We start from the raw sequence: 16101 nt of genomic DNA on the forward strand, positions 1-16101 counted from the left end.
GCTCCCTGCGGGCAGCCGACCCCAGCGGGCGAATGGGATGAAATCGGTGGATACTGGATTTTTGCACCGGAGGCGGTCGCGTCGTTTGTCCAAGTGGCGGCTACCGCCACATGGAGAAAAGCGACCCTGATCATGGCTTCTTCACCGACGGCATCCACCCCGTTCCCCCGGGAGGGGACGGGGAGCGACTTCGCCCGGCTGTCCGAAAAGATCCAGGCCGCCGGTCTGATGCGCCGGCGCCCCGCCTACTACGCCCTGCGGATCACCCTGGTGGCAGGGCTCTACGCCCTGGGGTGGACGGCGTTCGCGCTGGTCGGCGACAACTGGTGGACCCTGCTCGTCGCCGCCTTCCTGGCCTTCGTGTTCGGTCAGGTGGCGCTCTTGGCGCACGACCTCGCGCACCGGCAGATCTTCCGGCTGCGCAAGGCCACCGAGGTGTCGGGCCGGATCGTGGGGAACCTCTTCATCTGCATCGCGTACGGCTGGTGGCAGGACAAGCACACCCGCCACCACGCCCACCCCAACGACGAGGAACTCGACCCCGACGTCGACCCGAACTTCATCGTGTGGACCCAGCACCAGGCGCGCCACGCGGACGGCGTGGCCCGGTTCCTGGGCCGCTACCAGGCGTTCCTGTTCTTCCCGCTGCTCACGCTGGAAGGGTTCCACCTGCACATCTCGGGGATCCGGTCGCTGCGCGACCCGTCACTGAAGAACCGGGGGTGGGAGGCCGCGCTCGTGTTCGCGCACGTCATCGGCTACCTCGGCGTCCTGTTCCTGGTGCTCCCGCCCGCCAAGGCGATCGCGTTCATGCTGGTCCACCAGTGCCTGTTCGGCGTCTACATGGGCTCGATCTTCGCGCCGAACCACAAGGGCATGCCGACCCTCGAGGGCGCGGACCGGGCCGACTTCCTGCGCCGGCAGGTGCTCACCTCGCGCGACGTGCGGGGCGGACGGGTCATCGGCCTCGTTTTCGGCGGTCTGAACTACCAGATCGAGCACCACCTCTTCCCGAGCATGCCCAGCCCGCACCTGCGCAAGGCCCAGGCCATCGTCCGCCGCCACTGCGAGGAGCTCGGGGTCGGCTATCTGGAGACCGGGCTGATCGCCTCCTACCGGCAGACCCTCGCCAGCCTCCACCGCGCGGGTGCCCCGCTGCGCGAAGCGGCCGTCAGGCGTCGCGCCGCTGCGTGACCGCGTGGGCCGCGGCCGCCGCGGCGGCGGTCCAGACTGCGACGGGGTTGCTCCACCTCAGCGAAGCCACCGCCAAAGCCCAGGTCAGCCAGGTCATGGCGAAGCTCGGCGCCGCCAGCCGGGTCCAGATCGCCGTCCTCGCCCACCAGGCGGGTCCGGAGTGATCAGCGGGCCCGTGCGGCGGGGCTCGGATCCATCCTGTCGGCCGGCGAGGACCGCTGCTCGCTCGTGAGGCGCGGTCTGTCGCCTCGGTGAGACGGTCGGAGGGGACGATCGGAGGATGTGCGCCGCGGAGGACTCCGCCAGGATCACTCGGGTTCGGCCTGAGGCCCTGTCAGGTCCGGTGATGGCGGGAGAAGAAGGAACATGCGCGACAACATCAGCCATCCGGCTGTCACCGCCGGCGCCGCGGCAGCCGTCGCCACCGGTGGTCTCACCGCCGCCGTCATCCTGGCGGCACGGCACCCGTCGGCGCCGCCGGCCGTCGAGCCGTGGCTGCTGTCCGCGTCCGCGGTGCTCGGAGCGGCGGGCCCCCTCCTCGCCCTCCTCGTGCTGCGCGACGTCACGAACCGGGCCGCCCTCGCGGTCTTCCCCGTGGCGGCCTGCTGCCACGCCTTCGCGCTGGGCGGTGCGGAACCGGGTACCGCGCTGGCCGCCGCGCTCGTCCCTTCGATCGCGATCTCCGTACTCGTCTGCTGCCGTGCCTCGCTGCTCCATGCCGAGGAGACGGACCGCACCGGTTCTCAGGCGTAGAACGTGACCTCGTACGGGCACAGCCTGGCGAGGGCCGCTCGGAACAGGTACTTGCCCTTGTCCGAGAGCGGCGAGTCGGGGGCGACGTCGATGCGCCGGCCCTGGGCGCCCTGGCTGCCGGTGCGGTAGACGAAGAGGGCGCCGGTGCCGCAGTCCTCCGCATCGCTGTGGGCGCTGACGTACTGGCGGTTCACGGGCGCGTGGTCGGCGAAACCCGCGTCGCGGGACAGGAGGAGCAGACCGCCGCCGATCCGGTAGTGGAGCTCGTTGTCCCGGCTCAGGTCCGCGAGGCCGGCGGCCGCGGAGACGCTGCTCAGGGCATCGATGTTGACGTCATGGGCGTGGTCGGTGCCGAGGTGGGAATGTGCTTCGTCCGGCTCGGTGACGAGGAAGGGCGGTGCGCTCGCGTCCCTCACCCGGCGGTGGGCGGTGTCGACGTAGAAGGAGTCGTCGGCCGGCGCCCGCCCCCCGCCCGGGGCCGCGAAGACGACCGGCCGCCCGTACGGGTCCTTGATCTGCTCCTCGATGCCTTCCCTCTGCTCTGCGGAGACCGCCATCGCGGGAACGACCGTGACCTCCCGGCGCCCCACGAGGAGGGTGCCCGTCAGGGGGCGCGCGGCGGCCACGAAGTGCCGGTTCACCCTGCGGTGGACGGCGAAGCCGCGGTCCGGCGCGATGAGGAGGAGCCCGTCCCCGAACATGTAGTGCAGCTTCGGAGCGGTGCCGGACCAGCGCCCGTCGAACTCCGAGAGAACCGCGTGGTTGCTCTTGCGGGCGTCCACCGGGTCCCACTCCCGGCCGGCGGCGGCGGGGGCCGCCGACGGGCGCCGGGCCCCGAAGGACACCTCGCAGGCCGCGAACCGCCGGACGGATTCGCGCACGAACGCCTGGTCGCGCGCCTCCCCGATGCCCTCGACCCGGATCCCCCGGACCGACCCGTCCTCGTCGCGCTCGATCTCCAGCTCTCCTGTCACGGGCTGACCGCTGTCCAGCGCCCAGACCGCGAGGCCGGGATCGTGGTTCTCGAACTCCGGGTCCCCGTCGATCAGGAACAGGCCCCCGCCGAGTACGTGGTGCAGGGTCTTGGCCCCGGGGTACGCGGCCATCACCCTGCTGTTCTCCGCGGCGACCATGCTCTGGACGGTCTCGCTGGCGCGGACGGTCCGCGCCGTGTCCGCCGTGTCCTCCTCCGGCTCCTCGCCGTCCGCTTCGTCCTCCTCGGCTCCCCCGTGGCCGGCGGTGTTCCTCACCTCCTGGGTGAGCACCAGGTAGGTGGTGCCGGCGAACCCGCTGCGGTCGAGGTGGCCGAGGATGCCCTGGCACTCGTGCGTCATCCCGCTGCGGATGTCCTCCGCGGTGGTGGGGCACTGCCCCGGCTCGCCCGAGCACAGGTGGAGGGGGTCGGGGAGGTCCAGGCCCGGGGCCATCAGGAACGCGCCGTCGAAGGCGCGGTGGAGGTCCCGGTGGCCGAGTACCGCGCCGCCGCGCAGCCGCAGGTGGTTGGGGGCCGCTTCTTCGCAGCTGAGCGTGGCGACGGCGGCCCCCATCCGGCTCCAGTCGTCCCAGTGGTTCCACCCGTCGCCGTAGGAGACGTACTCCGGGGTGTAGATCTCGATCTTGATCCCCGGCGGGATCGCGGCGTACTCCATGCCCTGCGGCGGGACCCACGGGGCGTCGAGGTCGCCGAACCCCACCCACACAACGGCCGTCATCGTGACTTCGTCCTTTCCGGAACCTGGAGGCCCCCGAGGACGTCCCCCCAGCAGCCGGCGCGCGCCCATGGATGGGCGGCCCGGGCGCACACCCCCGCCACCCCACCGCCGCGCGCGCTCCGATCATGGCAGCGGCGAGCTGGGAGGAATCAGCGCATGCCGGGCATCTTTCGGGGCAGGTGCCGGTGCCCTTCAGGCCCGGGGTGCCGCTGTCGGCGTTACGGCTCCCTTTCCCCGCCCGGTGCGGGTGCGCGGGCGGGTCGGTGCGCGATCGTTTTCCCCGTCGGGCATCCGCACGGCCATACTGGTCCGCGTGAGCGAGCGGACGAATGCCCCCAAAGAGGAAAGTGGTGGCGCCTCCGGCGGTGCCCGCCCGTCCCGCACGAGGGGGATCGCCGGACGGATCCGGTCCCGTTTCCCCGCTCCCGCTCGGGAGGGGCACCCTTACGATCCGCCGGCCACCGACGGGCGGGAGGCCGTCGGCAGCGTGCTCGCGGGCTTCCAGCAGCGGGCCCTCCAGCGTCAGTCGGCGCTGCGCATCTGCCTCCTGCTCGCCGCGGTCGCCGAGACCGCCCTCATCCGCCCGACCAACATGGGGGCGGCGCAGGCGGTCCTGGTCGTCTACGCCTGCTACGCCGTCGCGATGCTCGCCCTCGCCTGGCGCAAGGGGCCGGCGCCGCACGTGGCCTGGGCGGTGCCGCTGGTGGACCTGCCGACCGTCGTCGTCTTCTTCGCCCTGACCGGCCGCTTCGTGGTCCCGGAGTGGAACAGCCCGTTCATCTCGGACTGGCTGCTGCTGGTCGTCGTCCTCTCCGCGTTCCAGCTGCGCCCGGTGGTGACCGCGGTCACCGGAGCGCTCGCCACCGCCTTCTACGGCATCGACACCACCCTGGCCCTCCTGGACGACACCGTCAGCCTCCGCTACACCATCGGGCACACCCTCACCCTCGCCCTGATCGGCGTCGGCGCCGTCCTGCTCTCCCGGATCCAGAACGCCCGCGTCCACGACATCGCCGGCCTCGCGCACGCGCGCGCCTCCATGCTCGCCACCACCCTCTCGATCGTGGAACGGGACCGGCGCGATCTGGCGGAGGCACTGCACGACGGGCCGCTGCAGAGCGTGCTGGCGGCCCGCCTCGACGTGGACGAGGCCACCGACACGGGACCCAGCGAGGCCCTGGAGCGTGCGGACGAGGCCCTCCAGGACGCCGCCCGGCAGCTGCGCTCCTCCGTCACCACCCTGCACCCCTCGGTGCTGGACCAGGCGGGGCTCGCGCACGCCCTCGAGGGCCTGGCCCAGCGGGCGAGCCAGCGCGGCAAGTTCTCGGTCCAGGTGATCTGCAACGCCCCGTCGGCCGGCACGGAGCCGGACCAGCTCCTCTACAACTGCGCCCGGGAGTTCGTCGTCAACGTGATCAAGCACGCCCGGGCCCGGCACGTGGTGGTCCGCTTCGAGGCGGACCGGACCTGGGCCCGGCTGTCGGTCACGGACGACGGGATCGGGCTCTCGGCCGGCGTCCTGGAGGAGCGCGTGTCACAGGGGCACATCGGTATCGCCGCCCAGCAGCTGCGCCTCCAGGCGGTCGGCGGCACCCTGACCGTCCGCCCCCACTCCCCCACGGGCACGGTAGTCGAGGTGTCGCTCCCGCTGCGGGACGGGCCTCCTCCTCCGGCCGGATGAGGCCGATCGGAGGAGCGGGCGCCGTCGGGCCGGGCACCGACCGGGGGATGCCGGGGGGCGCGCCCCACGGTGACCATGGACAGTCGGGCACGGGAAGTGCCCGGCAGGCCCGCGCACGGAGAGGACGACGGTGCGGATGAAGAGCAGCGGTACCGCTTTGGTGAGCGCGTAATCACCGATCGTGACCCCGCCCAGGCCGGCGCGCGACACAGACGAGCCGCGGCGGTCCGGATCATGCCGTCAGGCGGTCCGGCAAGGTCACGAACCTTCATGTACCGAACGAGATGGTCATGTTTTCTTCTGATCGTTCCCGCTGTGCGCTCTGGGCCGTGTCGCTGGCCCTGTTCTGCGTATCGCTGGATTTCTTCGCCCTGAACCTCGCACTGCCGGACATGGCGGCGGACCTGCACGTGACGGCGGGCGGACTGCAATGGGCCTTGAGCGGGTACATGCTCGCCTCCGGCGCCCTGATGACCGCCGCGGGTCGGCTGGGTGACCTGTTCGGGCACCGGCGCCTGCTGATCCTCGGGGTGGGGCTCTTCGGCGCCTCCTCACTGATGTGCGGTTTCTCGGGTTCCGCCGCGGAACTCGTGGCCTTCCGCGTCCTGCAAGGGGCCGGGCTGGCGTTCGTGATGCCGGTGGGCGTCGCACTGCTGACGCGCGTCTTCGACGCGGACCGTCGGGCCAAGGCCACCGGGTTCGCCTTCGGGGTGGCCGGGATCGGACTCGTGCTGGGGCCGTTCGCCGGGGGGCTGCTGACCCAGACGGTGGGCTGGCGCTGGGTGTTCTGGCTGAACGTCCCGTTCGCCGTGGCCTCCGTCGCCCTGGCGGCCCGCGTCCGGCTGGAGCGTGACCCGTCCGCCTCCCGTGCCGTGGACTGGCCCGGGCTGGTGACGGTGACCGCCGCGATCGGGGCGCTGACGGTCGCACTGGACCGCGGCCAGGCGTGGGGGTGGGGCTCCGGCCGCACGCTCGGGCTGTTCGCGGCCGGGGTGGCGCTGCTGGCGGTGTTCGTGGCCGTGGAGTCCCGGGCGGCGCGTCCGCTGGTGGAGCTCTCGCTGTTCCGCGACCGCATGTTCGTGATCGTCACGGCGGGCGGTGCGGTGGCCGGTGCGGCGGCTTCGGTCTACCTGTTCGGGGCCGGCCTGTACCTCCAGGAGGTCCGTCATCTGGCGCCCGGGGCGGCCGGGTTGGTGCTGTTGGTGCCGGCCGCGGCGACCGCGGCCGCCGGCCCGGTGGCGGGGCGGCTGGGGAAGGCGGCGCCGCTGATGGTGATGGCGACCGCCGCGGCCGTCGGCGGAGTGGCGGTGCTGGGGCTCGGGTTGACGTCCTGGCTGCCGCTGTACGTCGTGCTCCTGGCCGTGTGCGGGGGCGCGCTGAAGCTGTCGAACACCTTCACGATGATCGCGACCCAGGGCGTGGTCCGGCCGGAGCGCGCGGGTGAGGCGTCCGGGGTGACCCTGACCGCGATCGTGACCGCGGGAGGGGTGGGGATCGCGCTGGCGGGCAGTGCGCTGGGCCGGGGCTCCGTGACCGCGGGGTCCGTCCGGGAGACCCTGGTGGTGACGGCCGCGATCTGCCTGGTGTCGGCGGGCGTACTGGTGGCGGCGCGGCTTCGGCAGAAGCGCGCCGTGGAGCCGGAGCGGGCACGGGAGTCCGTCGCGGCGGCCTGATCCGCCGGTGCGGCGGGGGGCCGGGACGGCACCTGCGGAGCTCGGCACCGGCTTCCCCACCGTGATGGTGGGGGAGCCGGTCCGGACTCCCTCCTGCCGGAGCTCCGTGACGGGGCCGGTCCGGCGGCTTCGGCCGCGGGGCCGGCTCAGCCGTCCCGGAGCGCGGACCGCAGCTCGTCCTCCGTCAGGTCCCCTTCCTGGCCGGCCCGGCGCTTGGCCCTGACCGCACGCCCCACCGCGTGCTCGCTCCACCGCAGCACGGCGTGCGCGTGCGCCATGCGCTGGGCCGCCGCCTCGCTCTTGAAACCGGGGTAGACGATGACGCACTGGCGACAGAGCCAGTAGTAGCGGCCCGTCATGCCCCAGGGCGACCGGCCCACGCACACCGGACTCTCGGCTTCCTCCCCCGGGGCGCCGACCCGCCGGCACCAGGACGCGGCGGCGCAGATGCCGCCCGCGCCGTTCTTCGCGTCGGTCAGGCACATCGTCTCCCGGTGCGCGCAGGCTGCGCTCTCCGGGGCGTTCTCCTTGGACATGTGGGCTCCTTCCGCCAGTGGCTCCCATCCAACGGCGCGGCGGACCGCCGTGTGCACCCCCGACCGGCGGAGCCGGGGGGGGTGAACGGTGCGGTCGTCGGAGGGGGTTGGTAGCCGGAGGCGGTCAGGCGTCCACGCTTCGGGTCTCCTGGGCGGCGGTTTCGGTCGCCGCCTGCTTCTTCGAGGCGATCAGGCTGGTGATCGTGGTGATCACCAGGACGCCGCAGATGACGCCGAGGGAGACCGGGATGGAGATCTGCGGGACGTGCACCCCGGACTCGTGCAGGGCGTGCAGCACGAGCTTGGCGCCGATGAAGCCCAGGATCACGGACAGGCCGTAGCTGAGGTGGACCAGCTTCTTGAGCAGGCCGCCGATGAGGAAGTACAGCTGGCGCAGGCCCATGAGGGCGAAGGCGTTGGCGGTGAAGACGATGTACGGGTCCTGGGTGAGGCCGAAGATCGCGGGGATGGAGTCCAGGGCGAAGAGGACGTCGGTGGTGCCGATGGCGAGCATGACCACCATCAGCGGGGTCAGGATCCGCTTGCCGTTGTCGCGGATGAACAGCTTGGTGCCGTGGTAGCGGTCGGCGACGCCGAACTTCTTCTCGATGGACTTCAGGAGGCGGTTCTCCTCGAACTCCTCATCCTCCTCGCCCTTGCGGGCCTCCTGGATCAGCTTCCAGGCCGTGTAGACGAGGAAGGCGCCGAAGATGTAGAAGACCCACGAGAAGCTGGTGATGATCGCGGCGCCGGCGGCGATGAACACCGCGCGCAGGACCAGGGCGATCAGCACGCCGACCAGCAGGACGCGCTGCTGGAGGTGGGAGGGCACCGAGAACTTCGCCATGATCAGGACGAAGACGAACAGGTTGTCCACGCTCAGGGACTTCTCGGTGATGAAGCCGGCGAAGAACTCCTGGGAGGCCTGGCCGTTGCCGAAGAACAGCAGGCCCAGACCGAAGAGGACGGCGAGGACGATCCAGACGACCGTCCAGATGCCCGCTTCCTTGACGGACACGTCATGGGGCTTGCGGCCGATGAAGAAGTCGGCGCCGATGAGGATGCCCAGACCGAGAATGGTCAGCACCCACAAGGTCAACGAAACGTCCACGTACTCACATGCCTTCGCTGGATGGCTCATGCGGGATATGCCCCGGTTTCCGAGCGTATCCGTCAAGATTTAATGAGCGGGATCGCCGAGGGCCCGCCACCGCGCGGCGCGGACCGGGCCGGGTCGCGGTCCCCGGCATAAAATGGCGTGGTGCGGCAGGACACCGGTGGGACGGCGGCCGGACGGGCGCCGGCGGGCCGGTGGCCGTCGGTGGAGCCCGGCAGCCCGGGCAGTGAGGCGGTCGCCGCGATCCAGCTCGCCTTCGACCGGCAGGCCCAGCGGCTGCGCACCGTCTTCCGTCTGGCCCTGGTCGCGCTCATGTCCCTGGTCGTCCTGGTGGACACCCCGCGCTCCGAATGGCCCGCGCAGTTCACGCTGATCGGGGTGTACGCCCTGCTGGCGGTGGCCGCCTGGTGGACGTGGCTGCGCCGGCCCGACCGGGTCGAGGACATCCGCCGGGTGTCCCCGATGGCGGTGGTGGACCTGGCCGCGGTGACCGTCATCCAGTTCCTGTCGGTGGGCAGCTACCTGTCGCTGGGCCTGCTGGCCTTCCTGCCGTTCCTCGCCGCCACGCATCCCGGGCGCCGGGCGGTCCTGCTGCTGTTCGCGGGCATCACGGCGAGCGGGGCGGTGCTGTCGGACTCCGCGTTCCGGGAGCAGCTCAGCCCGGGGCAGGCCGCCGCGATCCTCGCGATGCTGGCCCTGCTGTGCGTGGTGGCGGTGGTGGTGTCACAGGTCCAGCAGGGGCGGCTGGAGAAGGTGGCCGCCCTGACGGTCAGCCGGTCGATCCTGCTGGAGAACGTGGTCTCGGCCGAGTCCCGGGAGCGGCGGACCGTCGCCGAGTCGGTGCACGACGGGCCGCTGCAGACGGTCCTCGCCGCCCGCCAGGACCTCGGGCAGGCCCGCAAGGACCCGGACGGCGGCGCCAGGTTCGTGGAACGGGCCTACCAGCTGCTCGGGGACGTCTCGCGCGACCTGCGGCAGGTCAGCGTCACCCTGCACCCCGAGGTCCTCGAGGAGGCCGGCCTCGCCGCGGCGGTCCGCTCCCTGGCCCGGACCACCGCGGAGCGGGCCGGGCTGGAACTGGTGTGCGAGGTGGACCATCCGCGCCGCTACGCCTCCGACCCGGTGCTCTTCGCGGTGGTCCGGGAACTGCTCGGCAACGTCGCCCGCCACGCGCGGGCCTCCGAGGTCCGGGTCGGGCTGCGCGACACCGGCAGCGCGGTGGTCCTGGAGGTGCGGGACGACGGCGTCGGCGTGGACCCCGGCCTGCTGGCCGGCCGGCTGGCCGAGGGCCACATCGGCCTGGCCTCGCAGCGCACCCGGGTGGAGGCCCTGGGCGGGGTCATGGAGCTGCTGCCCGTGCGGCAGGGGACGTGGGTGCGGGTCACCGTCCCGGTGCCGGACCGGGGCGCGGATCCGGAGCGGGAGACCGCCGGATCGGACGGTACCCGGTCCCCCGCGTCCGGTGCTTCCGACGCGGCGCGGTGAGGAGGGAGGGGCGGCCGGGTCCCCGTTGGGGGCCGCACACGCGACTCCCGGCCCTGGAGAACCAGGGCCGGGAGCGGAGGGGACGCTGTCGAGAGTCAGGGGGCCTACTCGACGAGGATGCGCGCGGAGTGGGCGGCGCCGAACTCCGCCGCGACGGCCAGGGCGAGTTCCTCTGCGAAAGCCATGACGGTTCATCCTTCCCTTTCGTCCACGGACCGCGGTGTCGGTCCGTGCTCATGTCCAGTTCACCAACTCGGGCCCGAGCGCGCTGTCGTCCCAACGGACGAACGGGAGGACCACCCGCGGCGGGCGGTCCCCGCGCACGCCCGGTCACGCCCGAGCGCGCCCGCGCCGGCTGTCCGGTGCGGGCGTCGGCCCGGGGTGGGCGGGCCGGGCGGCCCGGCGGGGGCCGTCAGGCCGCGACCGCGCGGGTGCGCGGTACGCGGTCGTCCCTGGCCAGGCCCTCCTGGGCCGTCTCGTGCACGGTCATGTCATGCACGCTCATGTCGTGTACGGCCGCCTCGTGCACGGCCGGGTCGTGTCCGCCCGTGAGGAAGTCCAGGTGTGCGCGGACCGTGTGGACGAACTCCCCGAGGTTCAGGAAGCCGCGTTCGCGCAGGGCCGGGAGGAGGTCCTGCGGGTCGTTGACCTGCCAGGCGGCGAGCAGGCGGCCGCACTGGGTCTGCGTCCGGCGCCGTTCGGTCGCGGTGTCGGCGGGTCCGGCCTCCTCGGCGCGGGCGCGGGTCAGGGCCTTCGCGGTCGCGGTGAAGACGGGGTGGTCTCGCAGGGCGGCGATGACGGGGGTGGTCCAGTCCAGCCGCGAGGTGGTGTGCCACAGCCGGGTCGCCAGCAGCGGCCCCGCCTGGGCCCACGGCAGCTCGCGTTCACGCGGCCGCAGCAGCGCCGCGTAGGGCCCGGCGGCGGTGGGATCCGCCGGCAGGTCCAGTTCCGCGAGGCGGTCCGTGAGGGCGGGGGCGAGGGCGGACCAGCCCGAGTCCGGGGGGGCGGGCCGCGCGGCGCCTTCACCGGTGGGTGGTCCGGCCAGGAGCTGCGCGGCCGCGATGTCCCGCAGGGCCGCGGGGAAGCCGGCCCAGGTCAGGGCCATCACCTCGACGACCTCCTCGCAGCCGACGGGCTCGGGAGCCTCCCGGCCGCTCGCCCGGCAGTCGTCCGGCAGCGGGGTGGTGCGCCAGGAGCGCAGGTAGACCGTCTCGGACAGGGGGGTCGGGACGCCGAGGTAGGTGAGGTGGCCCCGCGGGAAGTTCCGCACCCGCGGACCGACCGGCGGGGTGAGGGCCAGCAGGCGCAGGGCCGTCAGGGCGTCGCGCCGCTTGATGCGGGGGCCGCCCCGGTCGTACCGGAGGCGGAACAGGTCCAGTTCGTAGGGGTCCGCTCCCCTGGCGCGGGCGGAGGTGAGGACCGTTGCGGTGTCGCGGGCGGTGAAGGGCAGCTCGGTGGCCGTCTCGATGACCAGTTCGGCCGTGTCGGGGCCGACGACCTCACGGCGGCAGGCGTCTTCCACGGCGTGGCGGAGGTCGACCAGGGCCCAGCTCAGGGCCCGGTGGCCGGCCTCGGCATCGGCGTGCAGCAGCGCGACCTCGTCGTCTCCGACGATCTTCCCGTCGCGGTAGGCGCGGAAGACGGCACCGATCCCGGTCATCCCGTACGGGGCGAGCTCGGCGGCGCGCAGCGCTCCCATGCTGGCGGCCCCGTACACCTCCACGCCCTGGTCGATGAGGGCGAGGAGTTCCTTGTGGCGGACGGCCCTCGAGTGCAGGAACAGGCCGTCGACGACCAGGAGCCGGTCGCCGGGCCGCAGGCCCCAGCGCAGGACCTGGTCGGCGCCCACCGGCGGGCGGACCTCGGCGTCGGGCAGGAGGCGGTGGACGTCGTCGGCCGTGAGGGTGGGGCCGGCGGTGACGATGGTGCGGATTCCGGTCGGCATGTCGGTCCTCATCTCAGCTGCCCGCCTTGTCGTCGCACCGGCTGCCGGGCACGACCACCCGTACGACCGGTATCGGTGCGCCCTCGGGGGTGAGATCCGCCCGCAGGACGTGGTGCCCGTCCGCTGCGAGGCGGCCCAGCAGGTCGGCCAGGTCGGCGTCGAGGTCGCGGCCCGGGGGCTCCGGGGACGGCGCGGGGTGGTGACGGGTGATCAGCTCGTCGCTGTCGGGGCAGCCGGGGGTGGGCGGTTGGGCGCCCTCGGAGGCGTAGGTGAGGAACGGGAGGTCGTCGCGGGCGCCGGCGACCGCGGTGAGCCGGGACTGCACCGCCTCGGTGACCGCCCGCGAGAGGGCGACGTCGGCGTCGTGGTGGGTGCCCGAGCCGGAGAACCACGAGGGCAGGCTCGGCGACCACAGCCGGGCGGTGAACGTCGGCACGCCCCAGGGGCCCGTGCAGTCCGCCACCTCCACGACGGCCCCCGCGGCGGCGCAGTGCCGCAGCACGGCGGCCGCGGCGCCGAACCTGCCGGGGCGCACGGCCACGGCACCGGCCCAGAGCCCGCCGGGGGTGGCGGAGGCGCGGACCAGGTCGTCGCGCTCGACCACCTCCAGCAGGGCGTGCAGGGTGGCTTCGGTGAGGGTGTTGCCTCCGGCCAGGCCGTTGCTGGTGACGGTGGCGAAGGTGTCGGGGGCCCAGTACGGCCGGACCCGGAGGTCGACGGTCACGGCGTCCACCGGCAGCCACGTCCGGCAGCCCTCCGTCAGGTCCTCGGCCGGGCACCACAGCAGCGGCGTCGCCCACTGGGGCGTGCGGTCGGCGGAGGGGGCCAGCCGGAGGGGGTCGTAGGTGAGGGCGTCGGCGAGCTCGGCGAGGCCGGCGACGACCGCGTCGGGACGCGGCTGCTCGGCGGCCCAGGACTCGTACGACTCCATGGCGGCCGAGACCCGGGCGAGGCGGTGGGTGAGGCCCTTGCCCTGCGAGACGGACAGGTTGGCGGAGTTCGGCCGTACGGCCTGCCACACCGGGAAGCCGATGTCGTCGAGTTTGGTCACGTCGGCGACCCGGGTGATCCCGGCCCGCGGGAACAGCGGCTCCAGCCGCCGCCACGTCTCCTCCGCCGCGAGCGCCCGGTGGGTGCCGAGGCGCTCGACGCTCAACGCGGGCGCCACCGATCCGGTCCGGGCACGGGTGGGGATGGGGGTGGTGCAGGTCATGGGTCGGCCGTCCTTCGGTCGGGGGCTCGGTCGGACGCGGCTCCGTGTCCGGCGCCGGTCCTCCGACGGTAGGCAGGGCGGGGCCCGCCCGCTGTCGTCCGTTCGGTCGGCGAGGGGGAGGACCCCCGGCGGGTCGCGCCGCCGCGAGGCACGCCGAGGAAGACGCGGGGCCAGCCGGTCCGTGCCGGCACCGGCTGGCTGACGTCCGGCCGGCCGAGCGCCCCCGGCCGGCCGGACACCTCCCCGGCGCGGACCGGCCGACCCCGGACGCGGAAGCTGGGCGGGGTCGGCCCGCCCCCGCGAGCGGACACCGCGCCGGGCACCCGCGGGCCGCGTTCGTCCGCCCGGCCGTCCGTTCGGACGACGTGCCGGCGCGTGGGCGCTCCCTACGGTGGAGGGCCGGTGGGCGCCGCGCCGCGAGCACCCGAGCCCCGGGTCCGACGCACCGCTCCGCCGGCAGTACCCGCACCGTTCGCCGCGATCGCCCGAGGAGGCCCGTCGTGACCACCCTTTCGCTCGTCCGCCCGTCGAGGACCGCGGCCCTGCCGGCCCCCGTCACCGTGCCTCCGTCCGGGGTCGGCCCCGGGTACGCCGTCGAGGTCCGCGGGCTCGTCAAGACGTACGGGGACGTGGCGGCCGTGCGCGGCATCGACCTGAGCGTCCGCACGGGCGAGATCTTCGGCTTTCTCGGGTCCAACGGGGCCGGCAAGTCCACGACCATCGGCATGCTGTGCACCCTCGTCGAACCGTCCGGCGGCACGGCGACGGTGGCCGGGCGGGACGTGGTCACCGAGCGGGCGCAGACCCGCCGCCTCATCGGCCTGGTCTTCCAGGACAGCGTCCTGGACCTGCAGCTGACGGTGGAACGCAACCTCCGCTTCCACGCCGAGATGTACGGGATGCCCCGGGCGCTGATCAACCGCCGGGTGGACCACGTCCTCGACCTCATCGGGCTGGCCGACCGGCGCCGCAGCAAGGTGAAGACCCTGTCGGGCGGCATGCGCCGCCGCGTGGAGATCGCCCGCGGCCTGCTGCACGCCCCCCGGGTCCTGTTCCTGGACGAGCCGACCGTCGGCCTCGACCCGCGCGGCCGCCGCCAGGTGTGGGACTGCATCCACCACCTGCGGCTGGCCGAGGGCGTCACGGTCTTCCTGACCACCCACTACCTCGACGAGGCCGAGGTCTGCGACCGCATCGCCGTCATGGACCGGGGCGTGGTGGTGGCCCTGGGCACCCCGGCCGAGCTCAAGGCGCAGGCGGCCTGCGACCTCGTCCGGTTCACCGTCTCCGACACGGCGGCGGCGCTGCGGGCGCTGCGCGAGCGCTTCGGGCTGCCGGGACGCGTCGGCGCCGACGGCGGGATCACCGTCCGGGTCCCGGACGGCGCGGAGTTCCTGCCCCGGCTGGCCTGCGGGCTGGGCGTCCCGGTGCACTCGATGGACCTGTCCCGTCCCAGCCTGGACGACGTGTTCCTGACCTGGGCCCAGCGGCCGGCCGAGGCCCGGGAGGAGCCTTCCCCGGGGGCCGCCCCGCGGACCCGGCCCGCGCGCCGGGCCCTCCCGGCCCTGCGGAGCCGGATGGCGGGGCGGTACGCGTGAGCGCCGCCCGCGTGGCCCCGCGCCCGCGCGCACCCGTCGCCCCGCCGGCGGCCGCCTTCCCGCAGCCCCTCACCGGGATGCGACTGAGCTTGCGGGCCGTGCGGATCGTCTGGCACCGGGACGTCCTGCGGCTGCTCGGCGAACCGGTGCGGATCGTCACCGCGCTGCTCCAGCCGCTGATGTTCCTGATCGCCCTGGGCGCCGGTCTGGGCGCGGTCACCGGGCTGGTCTCCGGAGTGCCGTACCGGACGTTCGTCTACGCCGGGGCGCTCGTCATGCCGGTGGTCGTCACGTCGGTGACCTCTGCGGCGTCGATCGTGCAGGACCGGGAGCTCGGCTTCCTGCGCGAGATGCTGGTCTCGCCGGTCAGCCGGACCGCGATCGTCATGGGCAAGGTGCTGGGCGGGATGTCGGTCGCGCTGCTCCAGGGCACGGTCGTGCTCGCGCTGGCCGGTGTCGCGGGTGTCCCGTACGCCCCGTGGACGCTGCTGCGGCTGTTCGGATGCATGGCCGTGCTCGCCTTCACCTTCTCCTCCTTCGCGGTGCTGGTCGCGGGCCGGATGCAGTCCCCGCTGTCCTACACGGGGCTGACGCAGACGATCGTGCAGCCGCTGTTCTTCCTTTCCGCCGCCCTCTTCCCGCTGCACGGCCTGCCGGGCTGGCTGACCGTGCTGACCCGCCTCGACCCGCTCACGTACGCGGTGGACCCGATCCGGCGGACGGTACTGGAAGCGGTGGGCGCGGGGGCGCACGCCCAGCCGGTCACCTGGGCCGGGACGCCGGTCCCCGTGTGGCTGGAGCTCCTGCTGCTGGGCGCCCTGGGCGCCGGGATGCTGTGGGGGGCGGTGCGGACGTTCGACCGGGGTGCGTAGGACGGACCGCGTGCCGAACGGCCTACGGGAGCTTCCGCGGCCAGGCGGGGTGTTCCGGTCGGGGGTTCGTGTTCACGCTTCCCCCTCGGCGGGCGCGGCCCGGGCGGGTTCGGGCGAACGGGCGGCGGGGGTCAGGCTGAGCAGCAGCCCGGCGAAGGCGACGGCGGTCACGAGGGCCAGGCCAGTGTGCCGCTGTCGGCCAGGGCGCCGAGCAGTGAGGCGGCGGCGAAGGCGCCGAGGGCGGTCAGCAGGACGCGGCGCCGGCCCAGCAGGTCGGCGGCCCGGCCGCCGAGCAGCAGCAGGCGCCCCCCGGGGGTGCTCC

Annotated in this window: 13 protein-coding genes; 8 read left to right on the forward strand and 5 right to left on the reverse strand. The window is 73.8% G+C overall.

Going from position 1 to position 16101, the window contains the following annotated elements; all coding sequences use genetic code 11:
• The first annotated feature begins 132 nt into the window (after positions 1-132).
• The 3 genes from ACFY0O_RS25105 (at position 133) to ACFY0O_RS25115 (ending at position 1947) form a co-directional block, all read left to right on the forward strand.
• On the forward strand, positions 133-1194 hold the full coding sequence (locus ACFY0O_RS25105) for a fatty acid desaturase family protein (RefSeq protein WP_388950229.1): 1062 nt from the start codon (positions 133-135) through the stop codon (positions 1192-1194).
• Positions 1191-1358, forward strand: a complete 168-nt coding sequence (locus tag ACFY0O_RS25110; protein WP_388950232.1) for a LuxR C-terminal-related transcriptional regulator — start codon at positions 1191-1193, stop codon at positions 1356-1358. Before ACFY0O_RS25105 ends, ACFY0O_RS25110 begins: the two co-directional genes overlap by 4 nt.
• 202 nt (positions 1359-1560) lie before the next feature.
• The gene (locus ACFY0O_RS25115) at positions 1561-1947 is read left to right on the forward strand and encodes a hypothetical protein (RefSeq protein WP_388950234.1); all 387 of its coding nucleotides are present in this window, start codon (positions 1561-1563) and stop codon (positions 1945-1947) included.
• On the opposite strand, the gene ACFY0O_RS25120 is transcribed toward ACFY0O_RS25115, so the two are convergent.
• A complete protein-coding gene (locus ACFY0O_RS25120) occupies positions 1938-3659 on the reverse strand; it encodes a hypothetical protein (RefSeq protein ID WP_388950236.1) in 1722 nt (573 codons plus the stop codon). The two genes, ACFY0O_RS25115 and ACFY0O_RS25120, sit on opposite strands and share 10 nt — an antisense overlap.
• A 487-nt stretch (positions 3660-4146) precedes the next feature.
• On the opposite strand from ACFY0O_RS25120, the gene ACFY0O_RS25125 reads away from it, so the two are divergent.
• Both ACFY0O_RS25125 and ACFY0O_RS25130 read left to right on the forward strand, forming a co-directional pair.
• Positions 4147-5340 carry a sensor histidine kinase gene (locus ACFY0O_RS25125; RefSeq protein ID WP_388950238.1) on the forward strand — a complete coding sequence of 398 codons (1194 nt, stop codon included), beginning with the start codon at positions 4147-4149 and terminating at the stop codon, positions 5338-5340.
• A 329-nt stretch (positions 5341-5669) separates the two neighbouring features.
• Positions 5670-7013, forward strand: a complete 1344-nt coding sequence (locus ACFY0O_RS25130) for an MFS transporter (protein WP_388950240.1) — start codon at positions 5670-5672, stop codon at positions 7011-7013.
• Positions 7014-7159: 146 nt separating this feature from the next.
• Here the strand turns inward: ACFY0O_RS25130 and ACFY0O_RS25135 are convergent, their stop codons facing one another.
• The gene (locus tag ACFY0O_RS25135) at positions 7160-7549 is read right to left on the reverse strand and encodes a hypothetical protein (protein ID WP_388950243.1); all 390 of its coding nucleotides are present in this window, start codon (positions 7547-7549) and stop codon (positions 7160-7162) included.
• Between the two features lie 124 nt (positions 7550-7673).
• Positions 7674-8660, reverse strand: coding sequence for a TerC family protein (locus ACFY0O_RS25140; protein WP_388950245.1), 987 nt, complete (start codon positions 8658-8660; stop codon positions 7674-7676).
• A 150-nt stretch (positions 8661-8810) separates the two neighbouring features.
• Between ACFY0O_RS25140 and ACFY0O_RS25145 the strand changes: the two genes are divergently transcribed.
• On the forward strand, positions 8811-10151 hold the full coding sequence (locus ACFY0O_RS25145; RefSeq protein ID WP_388950247.1) for an ATP-binding protein: 1341 nt from the start codon (positions 8811-8813) through the stop codon (positions 10149-10151).
• A 412-nt stretch (positions 10152-10563) separates the two neighbouring features.
• Here ACFY0O_RS25145 and ACFY0O_RS25150 read toward each other — a convergent pair whose 3' ends face one another.
• Both ACFY0O_RS25150 and ACFY0O_RS25155 read right to left on the reverse strand, forming a co-directional pair.
• Positions 10564-12096, reverse strand: a complete 1533-nt coding sequence (locus tag ACFY0O_RS25150; protein ID WP_388950250.1) for a TfuA-like protein — start codon at positions 12094-12096, stop codon at positions 10564-10566.
• Positions 12097-12109: 13 nt separating this feature from the next.
• Positions 12110-13309: a YcaO-like family protein gene (locus ACFY0O_RS25155; protein WP_388950252.1), complete on the reverse strand. Its 1200-nt coding sequence runs from the start codon at positions 13307-13309 to the stop codon at positions 12110-12112.
• 500 nt (positions 13310-13809) lie between these two features.
• Between ACFY0O_RS25155 and ACFY0O_RS25160 the strand changes: the two genes are divergently transcribed.
• Complete coding sequence (locus ACFY0O_RS25160; protein WP_388950254.1) at positions 13810-14907, forward strand: ATP-binding cassette domain-containing protein; 1098 nt, start codon at positions 13810-13812, stop codon at positions 14905-14907.
• Positions 14904-15779, forward strand: coding sequence for an ABC transporter permease (locus ACFY0O_RS25165; RefSeq protein ID WP_388950257.1), 876 nt, complete (start codon positions 14904-14906; stop codon positions 15777-15779). The genes ACFY0O_RS25160 and ACFY0O_RS25165 overlap by 4 nt, the downstream gene beginning before the upstream one ends.
• Positions 15780-16101: the final 322 nt, after the last annotated feature.

Origin of the sequence: Streptomyces sp. NPDC001594 (assembly GCF_042893675.1) — a bacterium.
In the GTDB taxonomy this organism is placed as follows: domain Bacteria; phylum Actinomycetota; class Actinomycetes; order Streptomycetales; family Streptomycetaceae; genus Streptomyces.